22 protein-coding genes are annotated in these 25725 nt (G+C 68.7%); 10 read left to right on the forward strand and 12 right to left on the reverse strand.

The window, feature by feature from the left end; translation table 11 throughout:
- Window positions 1-45 precede the first annotated feature (45 nt).
- Complete coding sequence (locus tag ABGB08_RS21925) at window positions 46-1920, forward strand: sensor histidine kinase (protein WP_347593101.1); 1875 nt, start codon at window positions 46-48, stop codon at window positions 1918-1920.
- Window positions 1917-2312: a DUF742 domain-containing protein gene (locus ABGB08_RS21930; RefSeq protein ID WP_347593103.1), complete on the forward strand. Its 396-nt coding sequence runs from the start codon at window positions 1917-1919 to the stop codon at window positions 2310-2312. The genes ABGB08_RS21925 and ABGB08_RS21930 overlap by 4 nt, the downstream gene beginning before the upstream one ends.
- On the opposite strand, the gene ABGB08_RS21935 is transcribed toward ABGB08_RS21930, so the two are convergent.
- Together ABGB08_RS21935 and ABGB08_RS21940 are read right to left on the reverse strand one after the other, a co-directional pair.
- A complete protein-coding gene (locus ABGB08_RS21935; protein WP_347593105.1) occupies window positions 2309-3577 on the reverse strand; it encodes a sulfotransferase in 1269 nt (422 codons plus the stop codon). The two genes, ABGB08_RS21930 and ABGB08_RS21935, sit on opposite strands and share 4 nt — an antisense overlap.
- Window positions 3578-3703: 126 nt before the next feature.
- A complete protein-coding gene (locus ABGB08_RS21940; RefSeq protein WP_347593107.1) occupies window positions 3704-5788 on the reverse strand; it encodes a tetratricopeptide repeat protein in 2085 nt (694 codons plus the stop codon).
- A 274-nt stretch (window positions 5789-6062) separates the two neighbouring features.
- Here ABGB08_RS21940 and ABGB08_RS21945 point away from each other — a divergent pair, with 274 nt between their 5' ends.
- Window positions 6063-6608 carry a GNAT family protein gene (locus tag ABGB08_RS21945; protein ID WP_347593109.1) on the forward strand — a complete coding sequence of 182 codons (546 nt, stop codon included), beginning with the start codon at window positions 6063-6065 and terminating at the stop codon, window positions 6606-6608.
- A 37-nt stretch (window positions 6609-6645) separates the two neighbouring features.
- Here the strand turns inward: ABGB08_RS21945 and ABGB08_RS21950 are convergent, their stop codons facing one another.
- From ABGB08_RS21950 to ABGB08_RS21965, 4 genes are read right to left on the reverse strand one after another with little or no spacing between them, the layout of a single operon-like run.
- Entirely contained in the window at window positions 6646-7221 is a 576-nt protein-coding gene (locus ABGB08_RS21950; protein ID WP_155341286.1) for an ATP/GTP-binding protein, read from the reverse strand.
- Window positions 7202-7573 (reverse strand): DUF742 domain-containing protein, encoded by a 372-nt coding sequence (locus tag ABGB08_RS21955; RefSeq protein ID WP_155348088.1) that lies wholly within the window; start codon window positions 7571-7573, stop codon window positions 7202-7204. Before ABGB08_RS21955 ends, ABGB08_RS21950 begins: the two co-directional genes overlap by 20 nt.
- Window positions 7570-7977, reverse strand: a complete 408-nt coding sequence (locus ABGB08_RS21960; protein WP_155348089.1) for a roadblock/LC7 domain-containing protein — start codon at window positions 7975-7977, stop codon at window positions 7570-7572. Before ABGB08_RS21960 ends, ABGB08_RS21955 begins: the two co-directional genes overlap by 4 nt.
- Entirely contained in the window at window positions 7974-10376 is a 2403-nt protein-coding gene (locus ABGB08_RS21965) for a nitrate- and nitrite sensing domain-containing protein (RefSeq protein WP_347593112.1), read from the reverse strand. The genes ABGB08_RS21960 and ABGB08_RS21965 overlap by 4 nt, the downstream gene beginning before the upstream one ends.
- A gap of 153 nt (window positions 10377-10529) precedes the next feature.
- Between ABGB08_RS21965 and ABGB08_RS21970 the strand changes: the two genes are divergently transcribed.
- Window positions 10530-11324 carry an SDR family NAD(P)-dependent oxidoreductase gene (locus ABGB08_RS21970; RefSeq protein WP_347593114.1) on the forward strand — a complete coding sequence of 265 codons (795 nt, stop codon included), beginning with the start codon at window positions 10530-10532 and terminating at the stop codon, window positions 11322-11324.
- A 9-nt stretch (window positions 11325-11333) separates the two neighbouring features.
- Here the strand turns inward: ABGB08_RS21970 and ABGB08_RS21975 are convergent, their stop codons facing one another.
- Window positions 11334-11786, reverse strand: a complete 453-nt coding sequence (locus ABGB08_RS21975) for a hypothetical protein (protein ID WP_347593116.1) — start codon at window positions 11784-11786, stop codon at window positions 11334-11336.
- 319 nt (window positions 11787-12105) lie between these two features.
- On the opposite strand from ABGB08_RS21975, the gene ABGB08_RS21980 reads away from it, so the two are divergent.
- Window positions 12106-13512 (forward strand): multicopper oxidase family protein, encoded by a 1407-nt coding sequence (locus ABGB08_RS21980; protein WP_347593118.1) that lies wholly within the window; start codon window positions 12106-12108, stop codon window positions 13510-13512.
- A gap of 276 nt (window positions 13513-13788) precedes the next feature.
- The gene (locus ABGB08_RS21985) at window positions 13789-14862 is read left to right on the forward strand and encodes an acyltransferase family protein (protein ID WP_347593120.1); all 1074 of its coding nucleotides are present in this window, start codon (window positions 13789-13791) and stop codon (window positions 14860-14862) included.
- Here ABGB08_RS21985 and ABGB08_RS21990 read toward each other — a convergent pair whose 3' ends face one another.
- Complete coding sequence (locus ABGB08_RS21990; RefSeq protein WP_347593122.1) at window positions 14863-15660, reverse strand: IclR family transcriptional regulator; 798 nt, start codon at window positions 15658-15660, stop codon at window positions 14863-14865.
- A gap of 95 nt (window positions 15661-15755) precedes the next feature.
- Between ABGB08_RS21990 and ABGB08_RS21995 the strand changes: the two genes are divergently transcribed.
- Entirely contained in the window at window positions 15756-17027 is a 1272-nt protein-coding gene (locus ABGB08_RS21995) for a glucarate dehydratase family protein (RefSeq protein ID WP_347593124.1), read from the forward strand.
- Window positions 17021-17998 (forward strand): 2-hydroxyacid dehydrogenase, encoded by a 978-nt coding sequence (locus tag ABGB08_RS22000; protein WP_347593126.1) that lies wholly within the window; start codon window positions 17021-17023, stop codon window positions 17996-17998. The genes ABGB08_RS21995 and ABGB08_RS22000 overlap by 7 nt, the downstream gene beginning before the upstream one ends.
- Window positions 17999-18228: 230 nt before the next feature.
- On the opposite strand, the gene ABGB08_RS22005 is transcribed toward ABGB08_RS22000, so the two are convergent.
- The 4 genes from ABGB08_RS22005 to kdgD are packed head-to-tail and all read right to left on the reverse strand — an operon-like array spanning window position 18229 to window position 23023.
- A complete protein-coding gene (locus ABGB08_RS22005) occupies window positions 18229-19155 on the reverse strand; it encodes a 2-hydroxyacid dehydrogenase (protein ID WP_347593128.1) in 927 nt (308 codons plus the stop codon).
- Between the two features lie 13 nt (window positions 19156-19168).
- Complete coding sequence (locus ABGB08_RS22010; RefSeq protein ID WP_347593130.1) at window positions 19169-20509, reverse strand: enolase C-terminal domain-like protein; 1341 nt, start codon at window positions 20507-20509, stop codon at window positions 19169-19171.
- Window positions 20487-22088, reverse strand: a complete 1602-nt coding sequence (locus ABGB08_RS22015; RefSeq protein WP_347593132.1) for an aldehyde dehydrogenase (NADP(+)) — start codon at window positions 22086-22088, stop codon at window positions 20487-20489. Before ABGB08_RS22015 ends, ABGB08_RS22010 begins: the two co-directional genes overlap by 23 nt.
- Before the next feature lie 2 nt (window positions 22089-22090).
- Complete coding sequence (gene kdgD / locus ABGB08_RS22020; protein ID WP_347593134.1) at window positions 22091-23023, reverse strand: 5-dehydro-4-deoxyglucarate dehydratase; 933 nt, start codon at window positions 23021-23023, stop codon at window positions 22091-22093.
- A 114-nt stretch (window positions 23024-23137) separates the two neighbouring features.
- On the opposite strand from kdgD, the gene ABGB08_RS22025 reads away from it, so the two are divergent.
- A complete protein-coding gene (locus ABGB08_RS22025; RefSeq protein ID WP_155360909.1) occupies window positions 23138-24055 on the forward strand; it encodes a LysR family transcriptional regulator in 918 nt (305 codons plus the stop codon).
- A gap of 86 nt (window positions 24056-24141) precedes the next feature.
- Complete coding sequence (locus ABGB08_RS22030; protein ID WP_347593137.1) at window positions 24142-25716, forward strand: ABC transporter substrate-binding protein; 1575 nt, start codon at window positions 24142-24144, stop codon at window positions 25714-25716.
- Window positions 25717-25725 lie beyond the last annotated feature (9 nt).

The raw sequence follows: 25725 nt of genomic DNA on the forward strand, positions 1-25725 counted from the left end.
GGTGCCATGACAGCGAGCAGATCCGTCCGTTTCAAGATTTCTACGTTGCTGGTCATCCCGCTGGTATCGCTTGTGGCGCTCTGGGGATTCGCCACGACGATCACAACGAGCGAGTCCCTGAACTTGTTGACCATCTCCACCCTGTACGAGTCGATCGGGGTTCCCGGCGACAAGCTGGCCCGATCGCTCCAGCGCGAGCACCTGCTCTCCGCCGAGTATCTGGCCACCGGTTCCACCGAGACCAGAAGCCTGCTGGACGACCAGCGCCGGCTCACCGACGACGATCGGCAGGAGTTCCGGCGCAGCTCCAGCACCAGCCAGGCGCAGAACGCCATGAGCCCGGCGATGAAGGCCAGATACAACGACGCGGTGGCCGCCGCGGATGAACTGGACGATCTCCGGCAGGACGTGAACGGGCGCCGGATCGACCTGGTCACGCTGGGGCAGCGGTATGCCTGGCTGCCCACCGCCATGATCGCGCTGATCAACAGCATGACGCTCAGCAACAACGTCGCGCTCTACCAGCAGTCTCGCAGCCTCACCTCGATCGGCCTGGCCGAGGACCACATGACCAGGGAGTTCGCGCTCGCCGCCGGGCTGCTGCTGGTGCACAGCCGGTGGGAGGAGCCGGAACGGCGGGCGTTCACGCAGCTCGCCGCCAAGCGGGAGTTCCTGTTCGAGCAGGGCATGGCGGAGCTGGAGCCGGACCTGCGCGCGCCGTTCGAGAAGTTGATCGTCTCGGACGCGTACCGGCAGTTCCAGCGGATGGAGGCCCGCATCGTCAGCGGCACCATCGGCCCCGACCTCACCCACGCCGCCTGGCGGCAGGTGTCCCTGGATGTGGACAAGGTCTTCCGGGCGGCCATCGACAGCGGCGGGGTGGCCCTCGCATCCCGGGGCGAACCCGTCGCGATCGCCACGTTCGTGCGTGCCGGAGTGGCCGGGATCCTGGGCCTCGCCGCAGTGGTGTTGTCGCTGTTCGTCTCGTTGCGCGCCGCCGGAGCGCTCTCCCGCGAGCTCGGCGGCCTGCGTTCGGCCGCCCAGCAGCTGGCCGAGGTACGGCTGCCGCGCGTCGTCGAGCGGCTCCGCCGCGGCGAGAAGGTCGATGTGGCCCTCGATGCCCCCGAGCTGGAACCCCCGGGCACCACCGCCGAGGTGCGCGACGTGGCACACGCGTTCAGCGCGGTCCAGCACACGGCCGTGGACGCCGCCGTCGACCAGGCTAGGCTGCGGGAGAGCGTCGGCCAGGCGCTGCGCAACCTGGCCCGGCGTAGCCAGGGCCTGCTGCAGCGGCAGCTCAAACTGCTGGACGCGATGCAGCGGCAGACCGAGGATTCCACCGCGCTGGAGGATCTGTTCCGGTTGGACCATCTCACCACCCGAATGCGGCGCCACGCCGAAGGCTTGATCGTGTTGTCGGGCGGCTCGCCGGGCCGTACGCACCGGAATCCGGTTGCGGTGGCCGACACGGTGCAGGGCGCGGTCGCCGAGGTCGAGGATTACCCCCGGGTGCGGGTGTATCCGATGCCGGAGGTCTCGGTGAAGGGCTCCACCGTCACCGACCTGATCCACCTGTTCGCCGAGTTGATCGAGAACGCGACCGCGTACTCGCCGCCGCACACCGAGGTCTCGGTTCGCGGTGAGGCCGTGGCGAAGGGCTTCGCCGTCGAGATCGAGGACCGCGGCCTGGGCATGTCCGCCGAGGACATCGACGCGATCAACCGGCGGCTCGCCAGCCCGCCCGAGTTCAGCCTGGCCGACACCGAGCGGCTCGGCCTGGTCGTGGTCGGCCGCCTGGCCACCCGCCACGGCGTCCGCGTGCAACTGCGCCCCTCGCCCTTCGGAGGAACCACCGCCATCGTGCTCATCCCCGCAGCCGTGCTGGCGCCGGAGGCCGTCCTGGAAGGGGCGGGTGCATGAGCGGCCCCTACGAGGAGTGGGTCGACGACGGCCCCGTGGTCCGCTCCTACGCGCTGACCCGCGGCCGCGCCAGGACCAAGGCCCCGCTGGACCTGATGTCCGTGGTGGCCGCGACCGGCGCCCTAGTCCCGAACAACGCCGACCTGGGCCGCGAGCACCGCCGCCTGCTCGAACTGATCCCGCGCTCCCGCCAGGTCGCCGACGTCGCATCCGAAGCCGACCTCCCGCTCGGCGTGGTCCGCGTCCTGCTCGGCGACCTGCTCGACCACGGCCTCATCCTGGTACGGCCTCCGGCCGGCGGCGGCTACGTCCCCGGCGCCACCCAGTCCGCGCCCCCACCCCCGTCGGAGAGCATCCTCAAGGAAGTGATCACCGGCCTGCGCGCGCTTTAGTGGCCTTCGCGGGGCACCCCGAAGTGGTCGTAGTAGAAGGCGAAACGTTCGCGCAGGGCGGGGACGCTGAGGCCGAAGTCCGCGGCGTCGTAGGAGTGCACGCCGTGGCGGCCGCGGCGGTGGCGCGGGTACCAGACGGTCATCAGGCGTTCGGTCTCCTCGGTGAGCTCGGTGCCGGTGGCGGCGTAGATCCGGCGGACCGTGGCCATGGGGTCGGCGTTGAGCTGAGCGAAGTGCACGTCGACGAAACGGCGGTCGGCGCGGGCCCGGTCCCGTACGGAGGCGCGGAGCAGCCGTTCGGTCAGGTCGGTGACGTGCCTGCCGATCAGGTGCGGGTCGGGGTGGTGGTAGTTCTGGCGGGAGGCGTACGACATCGTCGCCGACAGGGACAGGACGCTGCGGATGGGGTCGCGGTGGGTCTGCACGAACGTGCCGTCGGGGAAGGCCGCGGTGAGCGGGCCGAACTGTTCCAGGTGCTGGGGGGACTTGAGCAGCCAGCGTTCGCCCCCCGGGCGGATCCACTGCATCGCCTGCAGGGCGCGGCGGAGGTAGGCGTATCCGGCGGTGTGGTCGGTCGTGACATACCAGGGCAGGTAGCCGGGAAGGGGGGAGATCGTCTCGAAGAACATGGAGGAGAAACCCATCGCGAGGGGCATCACCTCCTCCTCGGGGGCTTCGTTCTGCCTGTCCTGCGCCTCGGGCGCGTTCCAGCGGATGAACTTGAGCACCCGCGCGCCCGCCTTGATCCGCGGATCCGGAGCCTGGATCGGCTCCGCGAACGGCATCGGGTTCAGCGCCTCCCAGAACGGAATCGACCGTAGCCCCGGATCCCGCGCGAGCAGGCGGTGCAGGAAGGTCGTCCCGCTCCGCGGCAAGCCGGCGATCACGATCGGCCCGGTCACCGGCCGCTCGAAGATCTGCGGCCGCCGCCGGGCCAGATCCTCCAGCCGCAGCCGGTTGCTCAACGCCACCAGCAGCGCGTAATGCGTGCTCAGCCGCCCGAGCGCGTGCAGTTCCGCGTCCTCGTCGAGGGTCCGGCACAACAACTCCAGCGGCACGTCCAGCGGCGCCAGCTCGCCGAAATCCGTCAGCCGGGTCCGCCGGCACGCCTTCGCCTTCAGCGCGGACGCGTCCAGCGGCCACCACATCCGGGCGAACGGCAACCACGCCGCCACCCGCAACGGAATCGGCAGGCGTGGATTCTGAAATGCCAGCGCACGCTCGGTCAGGTCAGCGCGCCGGGGCCGAGGGATGCCCTTCAGCATGCGAACTCCGAATCCGGAAACCACCGCCCCCCGGGGTCTCCAGCGAACCTCGGGAACCGTGAATCTCACTTATGCCGAGTGTCGCAGCCACACTTCCCACCTGACCAGGGCCGCCGCTTGGCCTCCTCAAGCCCCCTCGAAATTGGCTTGGAGGAATCCGCGGACGTCATCAGCCGATGGGCTCCGTAGGCCGTCGAAGATTGAGAGTGCCTTCACCAGGGCCGCCCGTGCGGCGGAGGGCCTGCCGACGATGGTGAGCAACCGCCCCGATTCGAACAGCGACTGGGCCAGACCAAGCAGATCTCCGACTTCGCCACGTATCCGAGCCGCCTGCTCATACCAGTCGATCGCGCCCTCGACATCGTCAACGCTCCGGCAGACATCGCCGAGACCGTGCAGGGCTATGCCCTCCGTATGCAGATCTGATGTCTCACGTGCTCCGGCGAGCGACAGCAGATAGTCTTCGCGGGCTTTGGCGGGCTGCTTGAATATCAGCGCGAGCGCGCCGAATTCGGACAGTGTGATCGATTCGGCACGGCGGTCGCCACGCTCTCGCTCGATGACGATCGCCTGGCGTAGGCGGTCGAGTGCTTCCGGATAAAGGCCTAGATGGCGAAGGGAGAAGGCGATGTTGTAGATGCTCATGGCCTCCCACTCGCGATAGTCGAGTTCGCGGCTGATCCGCAGCGCCGCCGTGAAATGTTCGATCGCCTCCTCGTGATTTCCCAGGTCCTGCTCGGCGCCGCCCAGGCATATCAGGCTCCAGGTCTCTCCCCACCTGTCCCGCGTCCTGCGCGCGGCTTGTACGGCGATCTCGAACAGCTTCAGCCGGTAGTCGTAATGTTTTCTGAAGCCCAGGAAGTAGGTCAGCGCCACCGGCAGTTTCCAGGCCACCTCCTCGAAGCCGAGATCGACCGCCTGGTCCACAGCCGAGACCAGGTTGAGAATTTCGGCGTCACACCACGCCAGCGCCGCACTCGGGCTGGTAAACAGGAACCGCTCGTCATCCGAGTTCGTCTGATCAATCGGCACGTGTGGTCGTTTGGGGGCCAGAACACGGTCAGCGGCATCGACCATCCGTAGGTAGAAGGACAACTCCCGGCGTAATGCGTCATCTCGGTCGGTCGGTGTCTCCTCTTCCTCTGCCCGTTCGCGGCCGTAATCTCGGAGTAGATCATGGTATGCGTAGCGCCGATCCCGAACCTCTTCGAGCATGTTGACCGCTTCGAGAGCCCGTACCATACGGCGCGCTTCCCGCACGGAAACGCCAATGATGGCGGCGGCGGCACTGATGGAGAAATTGGGGCCGGCGTGCAAGGCGAGCAGCCGGAAAGCACGCGCGATCGGGGGTCGGAGCTCCTGATATGACCAGGAGAACACCGTGCGGATCTCCGTGCCCTCGTCCAGCGTGGCGAACGCCGCGAGCCGATCATGGTCTGCCCTGAACTCCTCGACCAGCTCTTCAAGATCCGGCATGGCGCTAGCCTGCTGCGCCGCGATGCGGACTGTGAGCGGGAGGCGACCACAATGAGTCACCAGCTCGGTGGTGGCCTCGTTATCGTCGTGGCCGGAAATGTGCTTGAACAGCTGGACCGCCTCCTTGGTACGCAGCGGTTTGATGGGAATCGACGTGGCACCGTCGACCGCAGTGAGGCTACCCAGCTGATTCCTGCTGGTGACAATGGTGAAACAGGTGGGGGAAGAGGGGAGTAACGGTCTTACCTGTTCGGCGCTGACGGCGTTATCGGCGACGATCAGCATGGCTTTGTTGTAGATGAGCGAGCGGAAGATAGCCGACATGGCGTCCAGATCGGCAAACACCTGATCGGTCGGCACGTTCAGAGAGCGCAGGAAACCGTGGAGAACCTCTTTGGGCTGTAATGGCGCTAGACGATCATATCCGCGGAGGTCGATGTACAACTGGCCGTCGGGGAATCTGTTCTCGACCGTGTGCGCCCAGAATACGGCCAGGGCGCTCTTGCCCACTCCCGCCGTTCCGGAGATCACTGCGACACCATTCTCGGTGGCCGATATTTCGGATAGCTTACTCATGGCTTCGGTTCGGGCCGTAAAGTGTGTAGCGACACGGGGAAGCTGTCTCGGCGGGGGGAGTTTCGCATGCGTGCTGTGGATTCCACCAAAGATCGTCCCCGCCTGCACGACGTTGGTTACCGTACCGCTGAAGACGTTGTCCTGACCACTTTCGGTCATAAGGATTACTCTCCGGTCGATCGCAACGCATGTGTCTGAGCATTCGTGTTTCCTGGCGCGGGTGCCCAAACCCCCGCACTTTGATCCCGGACGGGTGTTACTGATGCAAGTATGCTGCCTCTCTCCAATCGAGCGGAATACCCCACGGGCTCGGTTGGGACTCCCGACCAGGTGGTCGCCTGCTTGATCGTTCATGGTCGGGCGTCTGTCAATGATCTGTAAATACCGCCGATATTTGCAGACACACCGGCACTGCCTAACATAGACTCTCGAGGTGAGCGTCAACCAAACGTTGGTATCCCCGGTAGTGGTGCGTATGCTCGCTGCGGAAGACGAGGTGCGGTTTCTCGAACTGGCCAACCTCAGCACCGGGCTCCACCATCCATGGGTGAGATTGCCGCTTTCGCCGAGCGAGTTCGCTGATTATCTGGCCAAGTCCGATGGGGTCACCACGGTCTGTATGGTGGCATGTCGATCTGAGGACGGGGACTTGATCGGGATGGTGAACATCAATGAGATCGTTCGTGGTCCCTATCAGCGGGGCGTGCTGGGATACTCCGTGTTCTTGCCCTACGCAAGGCAGGGCTATATGTCGGCAAGCGTGGCGCTCGTGGTTCGCTTCGCTTTCGATGATCTGGATCTCAACCGGATCGAAGCTGATATTCAGCCGGGGAACGACGCGTCGCTGAACTTGGTCAAGCGGCTCGGGTTCCGTATGGAAGGGTTCTCGCCCGGGTATATCAAGATCGGTGATACCTGGCGCGATCACGAGCGCTGGGCCATCACCAAACAGATGGACTTGTCCGCCATTCGTGGATAGAGCGTCTTGAGCGCGAGAACGATCGCGCTCAAGACGATCACCTTTGGCTGGCGGTCAGTGTCTTTAGGGCATGCTCGACCAAGGTGACCAGAACTACCTTGGCAGAGGCGCGGCGGCGGACGTCGCAGAGCAGGACCGGGACCTCGGGGTCCAGGTCCAGGGCTATGCGGACGTCGTCCGGCTCGTAGCGTTCCGCGCCGTCGAAGCAGTTGACGGCCACGATGAACGGGGTGCCCCGCTGTTCGAAGTAGTCGATCGACGGGAAGCAGTCGGTTAGTCGGCGGGTGTCGGCGATGACGACCGCGCCCAGCGCGCCGTACGAGAGCTCGTCCCACATGAACCAGAAACGTTCCTGTCCGGGGGTGCCGAACAGGTAGACGACCAGGCCTTCGCGGATCGTGATGCGGCCGAAGTCCATCGCGACGGTGGTCGTCGTCTTGGTTTCGACGCCGCCGACGTCGTCGACGCCGACCCCCCGGTCGGAGAGGACTTCTTCGGTGCGCAGCGGACGGATCTCACTGATCGCTCCGACTAGCGTGGTCTTGCCGACGCCGAAGCCGCCGGCGACGAGGATCTTGAGGGCGACCGGCTCGTCAGAGGGCGCGAAGGCCATTGATCACTTCCTTGAGAATGCGCTCGCTGGGGAGCGGCGCGACCTGGGCCGGTGGCCGTACCCGGATCAGACCTTGGTCCTGCAGATCTCCGAGGAGGACGCGGACGACTCCGAGGGCGAGATCCAGTTCGGAGGCAATGTCTACCACGGAGGTGGCTCTGGCGGTGATGTCCAGGATTCGCCATTGTTCAGGACCGATGTCCGCGGGGTCGCGCGGGGTCTTTCCGACGGCCGTCACCATGGCGATCAGGTCCATGTCGTCGGCCGAGGAATGGGCGCGCCCACGGGTGAGGGCGTAGGGCCGGACGATCGGCCCCGCCTCCTCGTCGAGCCACTCCGGCGGCGGCGTCATGGGGAGTTCCGCCGGGGATTGGTGGATATGTGCTGCCCGACGCGTTTGACGAGCATCGCCATCTCGTACGCGATGTGGCCCACGTCAGCGTCAGAAGCGGCCAAGACGGCCAGGCAGGTACCTTGCCCGGCGGCGGTGACAAATAGGAACGCAGCTTCCATTTCCACAATGGTCTGGCGCACCTCGCCGCCGGCGAAATGTCGTCCCGCGCCTCGGGCGAGGCTCTGAAATCCGGCTGCCACGGCGGACAGGTGCTCGGCGTCCTCGCGGGTGAGTCCCTGGGAGGCCCCGACGACCAGGCCGTCGGTGGACAGGATCACCGCTTGGCGGACGGCTCCGACCCTGCTGATCAGGTCGTCCAGCAACCAGTTCAGCTCGCCAGACGCAGTCACTTTCCCGGTCATTCCTCACCCTTCTCGCCGTTAGTGGTATCTGCGTAGTCTGCATCCTCACGGCCCCGCCGCGCCCCCTGCTGGAAGGCGGAGAACATGGCCCGAGCCTCCTCCGGCGTACGTTCGGTGGGCGTGGGCGCGGACAGTGGCAGTGCCCGCTCCGGCTCGGATTCCTTGAGCTGGGGGGCGATGTGCGACTGGCGAACGCGGCGGGGCAGGCCCGCGTGGGTTCCGCTGGCCACCGAGGAGCTGGGCTTCGGCGGAGGGGGCGAGGCCGGCGCAGCCGGTTCCTCCGTCCGGCCGCCACGCCGCCGGGACGGCAGCGCGGGCAGCCCGCCGTTCGACGGGGCAGCCTGGGGCACCACCGCGAGACCATTGTCGTTGCGGGGCGCCGACGGGACGGGCTCGGTCCGCAGCGCGGCGGGGGTGAAGAACGGCGAGGTTTCCGGGCCGGCCCGTTCGGGGTCGTCGACGTCGATCGGGGGCTCGGCGGCCGTGAGCGCGGGCTGCGCGGGCACGACCTCCGCCTGAACCTTGGCGGGGGGGATGGAGGCGGGTGATCCCTCCTCGGCCACCAGGGCCCTGGGCACGAGCACGATGGCCGTCGTGCCGCCGTACGGGGAGGAGCGCAGCACCACGCCGATGCCGTACCGGGCGGCGAGCTGGCCGACCACGAACAGGCCGAGGCGGTCGCTGTCGGCCAGGTCGAACTCAGGGGGCGTCACCAGCTTCGCGTTGATCGCCTCGTATTCCTCGGGGGCGAGGCCGAGGCCGCGGTCCTCCACCTCCAGCACCAGGCCGTTGGCGACCATCTCGGCGCGCACCTGGACCTTGGTCTGCGGCGGGGAGAAGACGGTGGCGTTCTCGATCAGTTCGGCGACCAGGTGGATGAGGTCGGCCACCGACGCGCCGGCCACGGCGGACTCCGGCATCGGCAGCACGGTCACCCGGGTGAAGTCCTCCACCTCGGCGACGGCGGCGCGGACCACGTCGATGATCGGGACCGGCTTGCGCCAGGACCGGCCGGGCGTGGCGCCGGACAGGATGATCAGGCCTTCGGCGTGGCGGCGCATCCGGGTGGTGAGGTGGTCGAGCCGGAACAGGTCCTCCAGGGTCTCCGGGTCGTTGGCCCGGCGCTGCATGGAGTCGAGCAGGGTGAGCTGGCGGTGCAGCAGGCTCTGCTTGCGGCGGGCCAGATTGAGGAAGACGTGGTTGACGCCGCGGCGCAGGTTGGCCTGGCCGACGGCGGCCTCGACGGCGGTGCGCTGGACCGAGCTGAACGCCTGGGCCACGTCCTCGACCTCGGTGGAGCCGCCCGCGACGATCGGCGGGGCCTCCGTCTCGATGTCGACCTCCTCGCCCTTCTTGAGGCGGTCGACGACCCGCGGGAGCCGTACGTCCGCGAGCTCGATGGCGGCGAGGCGCAGCCCGGCGAGGTCGCGGACGAGGCGGCGGCCGAAGCGGACCGAGAAGATGATCGTGGCCACCACAGCCACCAAGCCGAGGCCGCCGGCGATGGCGATCCTGGCCATGATCCCGGTGGCCACCGAGGTGGCGTTGTCGTTGAGCGCGTCGGAGGAGCGGATCCGGGCGTCGTCCAGCCGGACGATCAGGCTGTCCACGGTGGACTTCCACTTGCCGGCCTCGGCCGGCAGCGGCCCGCCGGAGCGCACCTGGTTGACGATCTGGTTCTCCAGCAGCTGGAACTGGGTGAACAGATCGGAGTTGAGCACCGTCTCGTACGGCGTGCGCATGCCGCCTTCGAGCACCGGGAGATTCTTCGCGTAGAGGAACTGCCGGGTGGCCACCCACTCGCTGAAGGCGTTGTGCTCCTCGGCGGTCAGCTTGCCCCTGGACAGCGCGCCGCGGATGAGCGCGTCCTCGCGGGCGATCATCTCGTGCGCGTTGCCCATCGCCTGCATGGCGTTGGCCTGCTGGAAGATGCCCAGATCCGGCACGGAGACCATCCGGTCGTAGACCCGGAACAGCTCGTCCATGATCGAGTTGTAGGACTTGATCGCGTCCAGCCGGGTGGCGTTGCCCAGCGCGACCGAGTCCCGGATCCTCGGCAGGTTCCCGAGGGCGACGATGAGGCTGTCGAGGGGCGACTGCAGCTCCTCGCTCATCGAGCCGCGCGCTTCGGGATCCTTGGCGGCCTTGGTGAACGCGTCCACGGCCGCGGTCGTCTTGGCCTGCATGGTGCTGAGCTCGGCCGAGTTGGTCTGGCCGCTGCTGAGCACGTCGGCGGAGAGTGATCGCTCTTCCTGGATCCGCAGGCCGAGGTCGGTGGAGGTCACTCCGATCGTCTCGTACAGCGTGGCGGCCCGCAGGAGCGCGAGGCCGTCGCCGACGGTCAGATTGAGGACGAATCCCCACAAAGCACTCAAGGTCAGCAGAGGTAAGAGCAGCAAGAGAAAGATCTTGAACCGAATCGACCGGTTTCTTGAACCCATGGCCACTCCTGCAGTGCGTGGAGGCTCGCGCCGCATTTGGGGGGAAATGCACCTCCGGAAGATCGCACAGGAGACTAGCACCGATACAGTTCGTGCGCAGTGGAGGAACTGATGATTACTGTGATTACGGGGGCGAGCGCGGGAATCGGCGCAGCTTCCGCCCTTGATCTCGCCAAAAAGGGGCACCAACTTGTCCTGGTCGGCCGCAGCCGGGCCAGGCTCACGGCGGTAGCCGAGCGTGCGAGAGCGGTTTCGGATAGTGATCCGAAGATCGTCGTGGCCGACTACGCGTCCTTCGATTCGGTACGGCAGGCAGCCGACGAGATCAAGGAACACTGCGCGCGCGTAGACGTTCTGGCCAACAACGCCGGAGTGATGACCCCGCGCAGGGAGCTCACCTCAGACGGTCACGAGCTGATGATCCAGGTCAACCACCTGTCGCCGTTCCTGCTGACCAACCTGCTCCTGGACCGGGTGGGGCGGGTGGTCACGACGACCTCCCGGGCCGCCTATTGGGCAAAGCTCGATATTTCGGATTTGTCCCGAAATGGGCGGCGGTGGAATGGATGGCAGCAGTACGGGGACTCCAAACAGGCCAATGTTCTGTTTACGGTCGCCCTTGCGGCGCGGGGGACCGCGGCGACCTGCTTTCATCCCGGCGTGATCAGAACGGGATTCGCCGCTGGAACTTTCCTCATGCGCGCGCTCACCCTTCCCGGGCTCGCCGAGCCACCCGAGTCCGGGGCCGCCCGGCTGGTCCATCTGGCGACCGCGGCGGACGGTGTCACGAACTCCGGCCGCTACTTCAAGAAGGACCGGCCGCGGAACGTTCCCGCCGCCATGGGCGATCTGGCGCGAGCCGAGGCCCTGTGGGCGGCCAGCGCCGAGGTGACCGGTCTGTCCTGAACCATCCGTCTAGGCGTCCACGAGGAAGTCGCGGTAGCAGGAGTAGATGCTCGCGTTGTCGTCGCGGGAGCGCAGGATCAGGTCCCACAGGTTGAGATGCACCTCGCCGGGCGCCGCCTGGTGCACGACGCCGTTGAGGAAGCGGATGTGCTGGCGGATGGTTTCGTCGAAGCTGAGCGCGGCCGAGCGGAAGTCGGCGTCGCTCAGCTCGTCGCCGAAGCCGCTCCCCTCCAGCTCGTTGCGCACATGCCCGGCCACGAGCCCGACGAACTGGTCGAAGGAGACACCCTCGGGCAGGCCGCCCGCGGTCTGCTGGACGTTGAAGAAGTCGCGGCTGATGTAGTCGTCGCGGTTCGACTCGTTCAGGACGTGGTTGAAGATCTGCCGGCTGTGGTCCCCGTTGCCGCTGGAGTCGCCGTCGAGCACCCGTAGCGCGCGGGCCGCGCGATCCTGCCAAGACATCGTTCTCCTCCCTCACGCGGGATTGCGCTGGAGCAAGAAAACTCCCTTTCCTTATCGTGCGGTATGACGTCGCCTGCTTTGGATGAACAGCACGCCAAGAAAGATAAGATTTCCGGCTTGAGCTCTTGGGAATTATCCAGGAGTATCTGCAATTTACGGTCAAGTTCCGTTTTAGGCTTTACCAGACACGTTTCTCTGGTGAAGCGATTCACCGAAATATTCGGATTCCCGGGTGAGCCGGGGCTGAGTGTCGGCTCGGAGCTCCCGTCAATCGGTCATACGATTTCCTCGCCCCCACTCGTCGCACGTGAGGGACTCCATGTCTGCAAGCCGGGCCACGCTGGTCAGCTTGATCGCCGGCATCGTCGTGATCAGCGGTTGCGGCACCGTTCCCCCCGTCCAATCGGACCCGCAACCGACGGCAACCAAGGCGCGGAAAGCTTTCCGCCAGCCGTACGAGCTGGTCAGCAGGAACAAGACCCTAAAAGTACGGCTGGTCGCCGAGATACGCACCGTGGATCTGGCGGGCCGGCGGCTGCGAGCGCTGACCTACAACGGCGAGTACATGCCTCCGACGATTCGGCTACGCCCCGGCGACCGCCTCGATCTGACCCTGGTGAACAAGCTGCCGGAACACACCAACCTGCACACGCACGGCTGGCATATCTCACCGCAGGGGCATTCCGACAACGCCTACCTCCACATTCACCCGGGCGAGACCTTCCACTACAGCTACCGGTTGCCGAAAGACCTGACCCCGGGAACGTACTGGTACCACTCGCATGCGCACCCGCTCAGCGAACCGCAGGTGTTCGCCGGCCTGTCGGGGGCCATCGTGATCGACGGTCTGGAGAAATACCTGCCGGAAAACCTGAAGCACATCGCCCAGCGCCTTATCGCCTTGAAGGATTTCCAGACCCGCGACGGCGCCATTCCCACCGCCGACATCGACAGTAACGCGCCGACGACGCGGACCGTCAACGGGCTGGTCGACCCGATCATCGGCATCCGCCCCGGCGAGACCCAGCACTGGCGACTGGCCAACATCGGGGCCAACATCGCCTACAAGGTCCAGTTGCCGGGGTCGCGCTTCCACGTCATCGCGCAGGACGCCAACCCCGTCAGCGCGGTGTGGAGCGCCGACACGCTCGTGATGCCCCCGGGCAGCCGCTTCGACGTCCTGGTGCAGGGACCTCCGGCGGGCCAGAGCGTGCTGCGGACCTTGGCGTACAGCACCGGACCCGCGGGGGACGCCTATCCGGAGGCGACCCTGGCCACCCTGGTGTCCGCGGGCTCGCCCATGAAACCGGCGACGCTGCCCACGACATTCGCGCCGTTCGATGATCTGCGTAAGCGCCGGGTCGATCGGCGTCGTGTCATCACGTTCTCCGAGAACGCCACCCAGTTCTTCATCGACAACAAGCTGTTCGATCCCAACCGGATCGACGTACGCGCCCGGCTGAACACCACCGAGGAGTGGACGGTCCGCAACATCTCCGACGAGGAGCACACCTTTCACAGCCACGTCAATGATTTCCAGGTCATGAGCGTGAACGGCACGCCGTACCAAGCGGGCAGCTGGCAGGACACCGTGCAACTGCCGGTGCGCGGGGAAGTGGTGATCCGGATGCGGTTCCGGGATTTCCTCGGGAAGTATCCGTTCCATTGCCACATCCTCAACCACGAGGACAAGGGCATGATGGCGAACATCGAAGTGGTTCCGTAGCATGTCGCGTTGCCATCCGTCTGGTATAGGACGGGTGTCCGCTGGGCAAGGGGCTGGTAGTCAGTAGCGGGGCTGTCGCACTTCGGGATTCCAAGAATCGGGGAATGGCCCGGTCATGGGTTACACGTCTGGTGAGTGGGATGCGTTCGTCGCGGGAGCGAGGGCCGGGGAGTTTCACGCGGCCGTAAGTCTTCGACGGTGGTTGTCGTGATGAGTTCGGCTGATGTTCGGATGATGTTGGCCGAGGGCTAGAACGGGCTCGTTACACTGCGGCGCGTGACAGCGCCGTCTCCTGCCCACCCCGAAGCGTCGCCCAGTTCGACCGCTGCGATCACCTCGGCCGGTCCGGCCAGTCCGGCTGGACCGGAGGCTGACAAGCGTCGTGACCCGTTCCTGGACAACGCGAAGTTCCTGGCGATCGTTCTCGTGGTGGCGGGACACCTGATCGAGGACTTGCGCGATGTCCAGGCGGCGCACGCCCTCTACTTCTTCGTGTACCTGTTCCACATGCCGCTCTTCATCGTCATCAGCGGCTACTTATCACGAAATTTCACCGCTCTCCGGGCCCGAAAGCTGATCACCAGCCTGGCCGTTCCGTACGTCATCTTCGAAGTGGCCTACTCACTCCCGCGCTACTTTCTGTACGGCAAGCTGGAGATCACCCTCCTCGATCCCTACTTCCTGACCTGGTTCCTCATGTCGCTGTTCCTCTGGCGGCTGTCGACCCCGCTTTGGTTCCAGGTGAAGTGGCCGCTGGCGGTCGCGGTGGGGATATCGGTGCTGTCGGGGATGAATCCGCTTCCCGACGAGCTGTCGATGAACCGGACGATGGGCCTGCTGCCCTTCTACGTGCTAGGGCTGATGCTCAGGCCGGAACACTTCCAGCTGCTCAAGCGCAAATGGATCAGAATCACCGGGGCCGTGGTCCTCGCCGCCGGACTCGGGATCGCGTTCGCCGTACACACCGCGGTCAAGACCGAGTGGATCCGCTGGCGCCACGCCAACGGCCAGATCGGCGTCGACGACCTCACCGGAAGCGCGATCCGCCTGGCCCTGCTCCTCGTCGGAGCACTCCTGGTGGCCGCGTTCCTGGCCGTGACCACCTCCCGCCGCACCTGGTTCACGGCCCTCGGAGCAGCCACGATCTACGCGTACCTGCTGCACGGATTCGTGGTGAAGGTCATCGAGCGCTTCCACGACCAGCTGGTCAATCCCGCTGGCGTGGCAGCCATGCTCGTGGTCGCCGTCGCGCTTACCGCGGTACTTTGCACATCACCGGTACGGCGAGTGACTAAATGGGCGATAGAACCGGATATGTCATGGGCCTTCATGCGCCGATCAAGGCGCTGACTACCCGGAGAGCCCGCCGAGCGGGTTGACGACGCGGGTGATGCGGTCGCGCAACTGGAGCATGATGGCGACGACCTCGAGTTCGCCTTCCGTGGAGAGCCGCGCGAGCGGGATGGACACGCTTATCGCGTCGACCGGCGGGTCGGCGTAGTGCAGGGCGACCGCGTAGCAGCGCAGCCCGAGGCTGTTCTCCTGCTCGTCGATCGCGTAGCCGCGCTTGCGGGTGCGATCCAGTTCCGCTTCCAGCGCGGCGCGCGAGGTGATGGTGTGGCGGGTGAGCGCTTCCATCGTCTTCGGCAGGTGCCCGTCGAGCTGCGCCGGGCTGCGCTCGGCCAGCAGCGACTTGCCCAGCGCCGTGCTGTACGCGGGCAGCCGCCGCCCGACCCGGCTGTACGGCCGCAGATACTGGCTCGACTCGCGGGTGGCCAGGTAGACCACGTCCGGCCCGTCGAGCCGCCCGAAGTGGAACGTCTCGTCGACCTTCTCCCGCAGCTCCTCCAGGAACGGCACGATCAGCGCCAGGTAGGGGTCGGTGTCCAGGTAGCTGGTGCCGGCCAGCAGGGCCCGGATGCCGATGCCGTAGAGCGAGCCGGACGAGTCGGCGCGCACCCAGCCGTGCTTGACCAGGGTCCGGAGCAGGGCGTGCAGGCTGCTGCGCGGCACGCCGAGCGCGTCGGAGAGCTCCCGCAGCCGGGCCGGGCGGTTGCGCCGGGCCGCCAGGTACTCCAGCAACTCGACCGTACGCGCCGCAGATTTGACCTCGCGGACTCCTCCGGTCTCCTCGAGATCATCCGTCATGCTGCTCAGCGTAGCCGGAGCGGGAAGTGCTGTCCACATATGCGGACACTTTCCAGCATTGTTCGAGCATGTAGACATATGCCAGAATATCGAACATGGTTCAGGACCGTGTCACACGTATCACGACCACCCCCGTGGCTTTCCACGACCTGCCCCTGCTGAACACCGTAGGCGTGCACGAACCGTACGCCCTGCGCGCGATCGTCGAGGTGGAGACCGCGGACGGGCTGACCGGGCTCGGCGAGACGTACGGTGATGAGGCTCACCTGGCCCGGCTGCGCGCCGCCGCCGACGCCCTGATCGGCACCGAGGTCTTCGATCTCAACGACGCCGCGGCCCGGGTGACCCGGGTGCTGGCCGTGGACACCACCACCGGGGGCCACGGCATGAGCGGCATGGTGACCGGCTCCAGCACCGCCGACCGGGTGCTGTCGCCGTTCGAGGTCGCGCTGCTCGACATCCAGGGCAAGGCCGTCGGCCGGCCGGTGTCCGACCTGCTCGGCGGACGGCTCCGCGACCGGGTGGCGTACAGCGGCTATCTCTTCTACAAGTGGGCGGGCCATCCCGGCGCTCCGGCGGACGAGTGGGGCGCCGCGCTCGATCCGGAGGGCATCGTGGGGCAGGCCCGTACCATGATCGACAGGTACGGCTTCGGCGCGCTGAAGCTCAAGGGCGGCGTGTTCCCGCCCGAGGAGGAGATCGCCGCGATCCTCGCGTTGCGTGCGGAGTTCCCGGACCTGCCGCTGCGGCTGGATCCGAACGCCGCCTGGACGGTGGAGACCTCGGTGATGGTGGGCAAGGCGCTCGCGGGCGTACTCGAGTACCTGGAGGACCCGACCCCCGGCATCGAGGGGATGGCCGAGGTGGCCCGGCAGGTGCCGATGCCGCTCGCCACGAACATGTGTGTGGTCGCCTTCGACGACGTGCCGCCGGCCGTCCGCGCGGACGCGGTCGGCGTAGTGCTCTCCGACCACCACTTCTGGGGCGGGCTGCGCCGCTCGCAACTGCTCGGCGGGCTGTGCCGGACCTTCGGTCTCGGGCTGTCCATGCATTCCAACTCGCACCTGGGGATCAGCCTGGCCGCGATGACCCACCTGGCCGCGGCCACGCCGAACCTGGACTACGCCTGCGACACGCACTGGCCGTGGAAGCGCGCGGACGAGGACGTGATCAAGCCCGGCGCCATCGGCTTCGCGGACGGCGCGGTCGCGGTGCCGGACGGTCCCGGGCTCGGCGTCGAGCTGGATCGCGACGCCCTGGGCCGGCTGCACGAGCAGTACCTGTCCTGCGGGCTGCGCAACCGCGACGACACCGGCTACATGCAGACGATCGATCCGTCCTACCGGGCGGTGTCGCCGCGATGGTGACGCCGCTGCGGGTGCTCCAGACCGACCGGATCATGGACCGTTACGCCGACGTGCTGACCGCTGGCAGCGCCCACCACTGGACCTTCGCGTCGGGCTGGGACCACGAGCGGCAGATCGAGGCCCTGCGTACGGCCGACGTGCTGGTCGCCGCGAGCATGACGACCGAGATGGCCCGCGCCGCCGGGCGGCTGCGCCTGGTGCACGTCACCGGCGCCGGCTACGACAAGATCCCGCTCGCCGACCTGCCGGCCGGCGTCCGGGTCGTGAACACCTTCCACCACGGCCGGTCCATCGCCGAGTACGTGCTGGCGAGCGCCGTCCTGCTCGCCCGGCGAGTGCCGCGGTCGGACGCCGAGTTCCGCCGCGGCGTGTGGCGGTCGGTGCTCACCGACCCGGCGGTCCCGCTCGGGCCGACGCTGCACGGCCGGATGGTCGGGCTCATCGGGCTCGGCGAGATCGGGACGGAGGTGGCCCGGCTGGCCGGGGCGTTCGGCGCCCGGGTGCAGGCGGTGCGGGCGCGTCCGTCGGCGGCGGGTCCTGCCGGGGTGGAGCTGGCCTGGGTGGGCGGCATCGACGAGCTGGACCGTCTCCTGGCCACGTCGGACGTCGTGGTGGTGACCGTGCCGCTGACCGACGCGACGCGCGGCCTGCTCGGCGAGAAGCAGTACCGGTTGATGCGCCCGGACGCCCTGTTGATCAATGTCGCCCGCGGGCCGGTCCTGGACGAGGCCGCGACCTACGCCGCGCTGGCCGACTGCACTATCGCGGGGGCGGCGCTGGACGTGTGGTGGGGTCACCCGCGCGAGGGCAAGCCCCCGGCGAGCCACGACTTCGCCGCGCTGCCCAACGTGCTGCTGACCCCCCACCAGGCGGGCCACACCGATGACACGTTCCGCGGCCGGGCCCAGGACATCGCCGCGGCGATCGACGCCCTCGCCGCCGGCCATCCTCTGCGCAACGTGGTGCACTGACGACGAGCGGCCTCGGGGTCAGCGGAACTGGTCGACTATCAGGATCGGGCGCTGGCCGCCGTCGCGCGCGTGCCTGGGGGCCGGTCCCGGCTAAACCTTGCCACGCTCCCTCAAAGGTTCTTAAGCCGCTTGATCTCAGCCATAAATCCTTCAGCGTCAGGAAACGCTTCAAGCGCCTGACGCCCTGCCGAAGCGATCGCCGTCGGCCACCCCGAGCAGCACGTCATGATCTAAACGATCGGCGTCACCAGCGTGCCGTTCTTGCGGAACTGCGCCACGTTCGCCAGCACCAGGTCGGCCATCGCGCGCCGGGTCTCGGTGGTGCCGCTGGCCAGGTGCGGGGTCAGCACCACCCGGTCCAGCGCGAGCAGGTCGGCCGGGACGTGCGGCTCGTCCGCGAACGCGTCCAGACCGGCGCCGCCGAGCCGGCCCGCCACCAGCGCGGTGACCAGCGCCGGCTCGTCCACCACCGAGCCGCGGGCGACGTTCACCAGCAAGCCGTCCGCGCCCAGTGCGGCGATCACCTCGGCGGACACCAGGTGACGCGTCTGCGGGCCGCCGGACACCGCCACCACCAGCACGTCCGCTTCGGCGGCCAGCTCGACCGGCGTGCTCACGTAGCGGTAGGGCACATCCCGGCGCCGCCGGTTGTGGTAGGAGATCACGCAGTCGAAGCCCTCCAGCCGCCGGGCGATCGCCAGCCCGATCCGGCCCAGGCCGAGGATCCCCACCCGGGCCCCGCTCACCTTCCGCGCCAGCGGGTAGTTGCCACCCGCCGCCCAGTCACCCCGGCGCACGAACCGGTCGGAGGCGCTCAGCCCGCGCATCACGTCGATGATCAGCCCGAGCGCGGTGTCCGCCACGCAGTCGTCGAGCACGTCCGGGGTGTTCGACACCGCGATGCCGCAGCGGGCGGCCTCGGCCACGTCGGTGGTGTCGTATCCGGCGCCGAAGTTGACGATCGCGCGCAACGCGGGCAGCCGCCGCATCAGGCCGGCGTCCACACCGGTCCGGCCGGAGGTGACCACGACCTCGACCTGAGCGCCGGGGCCGTCGAGAAAGGAGTCCGGCGGGTCCGGCAGCCGCTGCGCGGCGTAGAGCTCGCGCAGGTCGGCCTCCAGGAACGGCATCAGCGGGCCGACCTGCAGCACAGTCATGCGTACCTCCGGATCATCGGACCAGGGCGGGTTGTTTGGGGTGGAAGGACCAGCCGGGCACAAGGTATTGCATCGCCACCGCATCATCGCGACCGCCCAGCCCCTGGGCGCGGTACAGCTCGTGCGCCTCAGCCAGCCGGTCCTCGTCGAGGTCGACGCCGAGACCACCGGCGGTGGGCACGTCCAGGTAGCCGCCCCTGATCTCCAGCGGCGCGCGGGTGAGGCGCTGGCCATCCTGCCAGATCCAGTGCGTGTCGATCGCGGTGATCTCGCCGGGCGCGGCCGCCGCCACGTGGGTGAACATCGCCAGCGAGATGTCGAAGTGGTTGTTCGAGTGCGAGCCCCAGGTCAGCCCCCAGGCAGCGCACAGCTGGGCGACCCGGACCGAGGCCTGCATGCCCCAGAAGTGCGGGTCGGCCAGCGGGATGTCGACCGCGCCGGCGCGGATCGCGTGGCCCAGCTCGCGCCAGTCGGTGGCGATCATGTTGGTCGCCGTCGGCAAGCCGGTGGCGCGGCGGAACTCGGCCATCACCTCCCGGCCGGAGAAGCCCTGCTCGGCACCGCACGGGTCCTCGGCGTAGGCCACCACGCCGCGCATCGCCAGCCCGTGGCCGATCGCGTCGGCCAGCGGCCAGGCGCCGTTCGGATCAAGCGTGATCCGCGCGTCCGGGAACCGCGCCTTCAGCGCCGTGACCGCGGCGACCTCGTCCTCGCCCGGCAGCACCCCGCCCTTGAGCTTGAAGTCCGCGAAGCCGTACCGCTGCCGCGCGGCCTCGGCCAGCGCGACCACGGCCTCCGGGGTGAGCGCCGGCTCGTCGCGCAGCCGGGTCCACGCGTCCGGTCCGCCCTCGGCGCGATAGGGCAGGTCGGTGGCCGTGCGGTCGCCGACGAAGAACAGATAGCCGAGGGTGCGCACGCGGTCCCGCTGCCGCCCGTCGCCGAGCAGGTCGCAGACGGGCACCCCGAGGTGCTTGCCGAGCAGGTCGAGCAGCGCGGCCTCCAGGGCGGTCGCCACGTGCACGGTGGTGCGCAGGTCGAACGTCTGCGGCCCGCGGCCGCCCGCGTCCCGGCCCGCGAACCGGGTACGCACCGCGCCGAGCACGCTTAAATATGCTCCGATCGGCCGGCCCACCACCAGGTCCCGCGACTCCTCGAGGGTGCGCGCGATCTCCTCGCCGCCGGGCACCTCGCCGACGCCGGTGCTGCCGTCGGAGGCGGAGAGCACCACGACCGTCCGGGTGAAGAACGGCCCGTGCGCGCCGCTCAGGTTCAGCAGCATGCTGTCGTGCCCGGCGACCGGCACCACCCGCATCCCGGTGACCCGTGGCGTCTCAGCGGCCATCGAAGCGGCCATCGACCCGCCTCGGCAGGCCGAGCGTGTTCGCGTCGTCGAGCCCGGCCGGCAGCAGTCCGGCGGGCAGGTTCTGGTACGCCACCGGCCGCAGGAACCGCTCGATCGCGGCGGTGCCGACCGAGGTGGTCCGCGGGTCCGAGGTCGCCGGGAACGGCCCGCCGTGCACCATCGCGGGCCCGACCTCGACGCCGGTCGGCCAGCCGTTCACGATGATCCGCCCGGCCTTGCGCTCCAGCAGCGGCAGCAGCGCGCGAGCCGCGTCCAGATCCGCGTCGTCCGCGTGCAGCGTCAGGGTGAGCTGGCCCTCCAGGCCCGCCACGGTGTCCCGCAACTCGGCCATCGAGTTCACCGTGACAATCAGCGAACTGGCCCCGAACACCTCCTCCCGCAGAGCCGGGTTGTCGCGGAGCTCCGCGTTCGTGGTCCGGAAGAGATGGGCCTGCCCCGGCGCGGCGATCCCGTCGCCCGCCTCCCCGGCGGCGGCGATCTCCACGCCGGTCGCGGTCCGCAGCCGCTCGACGCCCTCGGCGAACGCCTGCTGGATGCCGGCCGAGAGCATGGGCGCGGCCGGGACCGCGCGCAGCGCCTCGGCGGCCGCGGCCACGAACTCCGCCACGCCAGGCCCGTCGACCGCGAAGACCAGGCCCGGGCTGGTGCACAGCTGGCCCTGGCCGACGGTCATCGAGGCGACCAGCGCCCGGCCGATCTCGCCGCCCCGGCCGCGCAGCGCGGCGGGCAGCACGATCACCGGGTTGATGCTGGACATCTCCGCATAAACCGGGATCGGCTCGGGCCGGGCCTGGGCGGCGGCGACCAGGGCGAGTCCGCCGCTGCGCGAGCCGGTGAAGCCGACCGCCTTGATCCGCGGGTCGGTGACCAGCGCGATGCCCACCTCGCGGCCGGCGCCGAAGAGGAGGGAGAAGACCCCCTCGGGCAGGCCGAGGTCGGCGACCGCGCGCTGGATCACCCGGCCGACCAGCTCGGAGGTGCCCGGGTGCGAGCTGTGCGCCTTCACGATCACCGGGGCGCCGGCCGCCAGCGCGGCCGCGGTGTCGCCGCCGGCCACCGAGAACGCGAGCGGGAAGTTACTGGCCGCGAAGACCGCGACCGGGCCGAGGGGAACCAGCCGGCGGCGGATGTCGGGGCGGGGCAGCGGCGTACGCTCCGGCAGCGCCGGGTCGATCCGCGCGCCCAGCCAGCCGCCGTCGCGCACCACGTCCGCGAACAATCGCAGCTGGTTGGTGGTGCGGGCCAGCTCGCCGGTGACCCGGGCGGCCGGGATGCCGGTCTCGGCGGTGACCCGGGCGATCAACTCGTCGCCGAGCGCGTCGAGGCCGTCCGCGATGGCGGTGAGGAAACCGGCGCGGACCGCGGGCGTGGTCTCCCGGTAGGTGTCGAAGGCGGCCTCGGCCAGCTCGGCGGCCCGCCGCACGTCCGCGGGGCCGCCCAGGCCGTACGACGGCTGAAGTTCCTGCCCGGCGCGCGGGTCGACCGCGGCGATCTCGCCGTGCGTGCCGCGGTAGGCGCCGGCACCGACGAGCAGGTCGCCGGTGAGGCCGATGGTGGCGGTCGGGGACATGCTCAGCCCACCCGTTCGATCGAGTCCGTGGCCGCGATCAGCTCGGTCAGCTCGGCCAGTTCCGCCGGCGTCAGGTCGGACAGCGGCGGACGGACCGGACCGGCGCTGCGCCCGACCGCGGTCATGCCGGCCTTGACGATCGACACCGCGTATCCGCTGCGCCGGTTGCGGATGTCCAGGTACGGGAGGACGAAGTCACGGATCCGGGCGTACACGTCGTCACGGTCACGCTTGACCACCGAGGTGTAGAAGTCGCTGGCCCACTGCGGCGCGAAGTTGAAGATCGCCGAGGAGTAGGTGGTGGCACCGAGCTCGAGGTAGGGCAGCGCGTAGGTCTCCGCGGTGGGCAGGCCGCCGACGTAGACCAGCCGGGGGCCGAGCACCGCGTAAAGGTGGGCGATCACGTCGACGTCGCCGATGCCGTCCTTGAAGCCGATCAGGTTCGGCAGTTCCTCGGTCAGCTCGATGAAGGTCCGCGGGGTGAAGCGGGCGTTCGCCCGGTGGTAGACGATCACGCCCAGCGAGGTGGCGCGGCAGACCGCGCGCACGTGCTCCTTGAGGCCTTCCTGGTCCAGCTCGGTGAGGTACGGCGGCAGCAGGAAGATGCCGTCCGCGCCCGCCCGCTCGCCGTCGCGGGCCATCTCCACCGCGAGCGAGGTGCCGTACCCGGCCGGGGCGACCACCGGCACGCCCGGCTTGGCCTCGGCCACCGCCGCGCGCACGACCTGCCCGACCTCGGTCAGGGTGTGACAGAAGAACTCGCCGGTGCCGCCGGCCGGGAACACCCCGCGAGCGTCGTAGGCCGCCAGCCACCGCAGGTGCGAACGGAACGCGGGCTCGTCGAAAGTGAGCTCCGCGGTCATGTGCGTGACCGGGAAGCAGAGCAGCCCGGAACCCAGCGTGTCGCGCAGCTGAGTGGGCGAGAACGTCGTCATGAAGGCTCCAGATCCGAGGCAATTGGTACGACGAAGGTAGGCGGATGCCGCGATACCTGTCCAAGACACTTAGGGCATGGTTTGATACCCAGACTGCATAACGCGGGAGGAACGATGTTCAGTCTGGATCAACTCCGGGGGTTCGTCGCGGTTGCCGAGGAGCGCAACTTCGGCCGGGCCGCCGAGCGGCTGCGGATGACCCAGCCGCCGTTAAGCCGCCAGATGCAGAAGCTGGAGCGGGCGGTGGGGGTCGATCTGCTCATCCGCACCTCGCGCTCGGTCGAGCTGACCCCGGCCGGCCGGGTCTTCCTGGACGAGGCCCGGCGCCTGCTCAGACTGGCCGCGGCGGCGCCGCTGCTGGCCCAGCGCGCGGCGCACGGCTCGCGCGGCACGCTGCGCGTCGGCTTCACCGCGACCGCCGCGCTCAGCGTGCTCGGCGCGTGGGTGACGTTCCTGGACGACCAGCTGCCCGAAGTGCACCGGGTGCTCCGCGAGATGGTCACCGGCAGGCAGATCGAGGCGCTGCTGGCCGAGGAGATCGACATCGGCCTGACCCGCGGCGTGCCGCCCGGGGCGGCGCTGGAGCAGATGCTCGTGCACACCGAGTCGCTGCTGCTCGCGGTGCCCCGCGGGCACCCGCTGACCCGGCTGGGCCGGGCCCCTGAGCTGGCCGACATCGGCGGGTCGAGCGTGGTGACCTACTCGCCGGTGGAGGCCCGCTACTTCCACGACCTGGTCGTCTCCACCTTCCGGTCGGCCGGCGTGCAACCCACGTACGCCCAGCACGTGACCCAGGTGAACAGCGTGCTCGCCCTGGTGGACGCGGGTCTCGGGGTCGCGCTCGTGCCCGCCTGCGCGTCCGTGATCACCCTTCGCAACCTGCGGTTCCTGCCGGTGGCGGAGATCCCGGACGACTGCGTCGAGGTGTACGCGGCCTGGCGCCCCGACGACGACAGCCCGGCTCTCGCGGTGTTGCTCGAGCATGTCCGGTCCACCGCCCGGATGTTTCACCAGAGTTTCCTGGGACCTTGACGGCGGCTTGTGCCGAAATTACGGTGTCGTTCACGAACGCAGATTCCGTCTACATATACAGACAACGTCTGAGAGGTCAGCGGAACATGACCCATACCCCCCACGGACTACGGGCCCGGAATTCCCGTGCCGCCGCGCTGCTCGCCGCGGCCACGATGTCGCTGGCCGCCACCGGATGCTCGGTCGCCAACTCCCCCTCCGGCGACTCCGCCGGCGCCGGCAACACGCTGCGCGTCGTCCTGCCGCAGGAGCCGCCCACCCTGGAGCCCTGCGAGGCGTCGCTGACGGCTACCGGCGTCGTGGTCCGGTCCAACATCACCGAGCCGCTGCTGGAGCGGAACCCGACGAGCGGCGCGCTGGAGCCCAAGCTCGCGACCGAGTGGACCCAGACCCAGCCGACCCTCTGGACCTTCAAGCTGCGCCCGGGGGTGAAGTTCTCCGACGGCAGCGACTTCACCAGCGAGGACGCGGTCGCCGCGATCGAGCGGAGCGCGAACAACACGGCCCTGGCCTGCAATGTTCAGGGCTACGTGTTCGGCGACAGCGGCAAGCTCACGCTCGCCGCGCCGGACGCGGCCACGGTCACCGTCCAGACCGAGCAGCCCGACCCGTTGCTGCCGCTGCGCGTCTCGTTCGTGGAGATGACCAAGTCCGACATCAGCACCACCGAGAAGGTGCGCGAGCCGGTCGGCACCGGCCCCTACAAGATCGAGACCTGGGCCGCCGGGCAGAAGCTGACCCTCACCAGCTGGGACGGCTACTGGGGCAGCAAGCCGAGGTACGCCAAGGCCGAGTACCAGTGGCGCGAGGAGGGCACCGTCCGGGCCGCCATGGTGGTCAACGGCGAAGCCGACCTGGCCACCAACCTGGGCGCGGACGACGGCGCCGGCGACACCGGGGTGCAGTACCCGAACAACGAGACCACCGCGCTGCGCTTCAGCACCGACGAGGCGCCGCTCGACGACATCCGGGTGCGCCAGGCCATCGACATGTCGGTCGACCGCCAGGGCATCATCACCTCGCTGTTCGGCGGTATCGGGCAACCGGCCAGCCAGCTGATCGGCCCCGGCGTGGTCGGCTACAACGAGTCGCTCACCCCCACCCCGTACGACCTGGCCGCCGCCAAGGCGCTGGTCGACCAGGCCCGCGCGGACGGCGTCAAGGTGGACACCCCGTTCCGGATCATCGGGCGGACCGCGCAGTTCCCGAAGATCGCCGAGAGCATCGAGCTGATCCAGAGCGCCCTGACCCAGATCGGCCTGACCGCCAAGATCGAGATGCTGGACACCTCCGCCCAGATCAAGTACCAGCTGCGGCCGTTCCCCGAGGACGCCGGGCCGGTGGCACTGATGATCATGCATGGCAACCAGGCCGGCGACGCCGCGTTCACCGTGGGGCAGTACTTCGCCACCGACGGCGCGCAGAGCAGCAGCGGCAGCCCGCAACTGGACCAGCAGATCAAGGCGGCCGGCGCGCTGACCGGCGACGCCCGGCAGCAGGCGTTCGCCGACGTCTTCGCCAGTGAGAACCAGGACATCCGCGGCTTTACCTTCCTCGCCAACATGGGGGCGGTGCTCGGCCTGGCCAAGAACGTCTCCTACACGCCCGACGCGGCCACCGGCGACGAGCTGCGGCTGGCCGACGTGAAGCCGAAGAGCTGACCCGCAGAT

Source organism: Acrocarpospora sp. B8E8 (genome assembly GCF_039871605.1).
Classification (GTDB): Bacteria; Actinomycetota; Actinomycetes; order Streptosporangiales; family Streptosporangiaceae; genus Acrocarpospora; species Acrocarpospora macrocephala.

Bases quoted from the DNA above. Each gene is read 5' to 3' on its own strand.
- ABGB08_RS21930 (WP_347593103.1), top strand. From the start codon at position 1,917: ATGAGCGGCCCCTACGAGGAGTGGGTCGACGACGGCCCCGTGGTCCGC.
- ABGB08_RS21935 (WP_347593105.1), bottom strand. From the start codon at position 3,577: ATGCTGAAGGGCATCCCTCGGCCCCGGCGCGCTGACCTGACCGAGCGT.
- ABGB08_RS21940 (WP_347593107.1), bottom strand. From the start codon at position 5,788: ATGACCGAAAGTGGTCAGGACAACGTCTTCAGCGGTACGGTAACCAAC.
- ABGB08_RS21950 (WP_155341286.1), bottom strand. From the start codon at position 7,221: ATGGCCTTCGCGCCCTCTGACGAGCCGGTCGCCCTCAAGATCCTCGTC.
- ABGB08_RS21955 (WP_155348088.1), bottom strand. From the start codon at position 7,573: ATGACGCCGCCGCCGGAGTGGCTCGACGAGGAGGCGGGGCCGATCGTC.
- ABGB08_RS21960 (WP_155348089.1), bottom strand. From the start codon at position 7,977: ATGACCGGGAAAGTGACTGCGTCTGGCGAGCTGAACTGGTTGCTGGAC.
- ABGB08_RS21970 (WP_347593114.1), top strand. From the start codon at position 10,530: ATGATTACTGTGATTACGGGGGCGAGCGCGGGAATCGGCGCAGCTTCC.
- ABGB08_RS21975 (WP_347593116.1), bottom strand. From the start codon at position 11,786: ATGTCTTGGCAGGATCGCGCGGCCCGCGCGCTACGGGTGCTCGACGGC.
- ABGB08_RS21980 (WP_347593118.1), top strand. From the start codon at position 12,106: ATGTCTGCAAGCCGGGCCACGCTGGTCAGCTTGATCGCCGGCATCGTC.
- ABGB08_RS21990 (WP_347593122.1), bottom strand. From the start codon at position 15,660: ATGACGGATGATCTCGAGGAGACCGGAGGAGTCCGCGAGGTCAAATCT.
- ABGB08_RS21995 (WP_347593124.1), top strand. From the start codon at position 15,756: ATGGTTCAGGACCGTGTCACACGTATCACGACCACCCCCGTGGCTTTC.
- ABGB08_RS22000 (WP_347593126.1), top strand. From the start codon at position 17,021: ATGGTGACGCCGCTGCGGGTGCTCCAGACCGACCGGATCATGGACCGT.
- ABGB08_RS22005 (WP_347593128.1), bottom strand. From the start codon at position 19,155: ATGACTGTGCTGCAGGTCGGCCCGCTGATGCCGTTCCTGGAGGCCGAC.
- ABGB08_RS22010 (WP_347593130.1), bottom strand. From the start codon at position 20,509: ATGGCCGCTTCGATGGCCGCTGAGACGCCACGGGTCACCGGGATGCGG.
- ABGB08_RS22015 (WP_347593132.1), bottom strand. From the start codon at position 22,088: ATGTCCCCGACCGCCACCATCGGCCTCACCGGCGACCTGCTCGTCGGT.
- kdgD (WP_347593134.1), bottom strand. From the start codon at position 23,023: ATGACGACGTTCTCGCCCACTCAGCTGCGCGACACGCTGGGTTCCGGG.
- ABGB08_RS22025 (WP_155360909.1), top strand. From the start codon at position 23,138: ATGTTCAGTCTGGATCAACTCCGGGGGTTCGTCGCGGTTGCCGAGGAG.
- ABGB08_RS22030 (WP_347593137.1), top strand. From the start codon at position 24,142: ATGACCCATACCCCCCACGGACTACGGGCCCGGAATTCCCGTGCCGCC.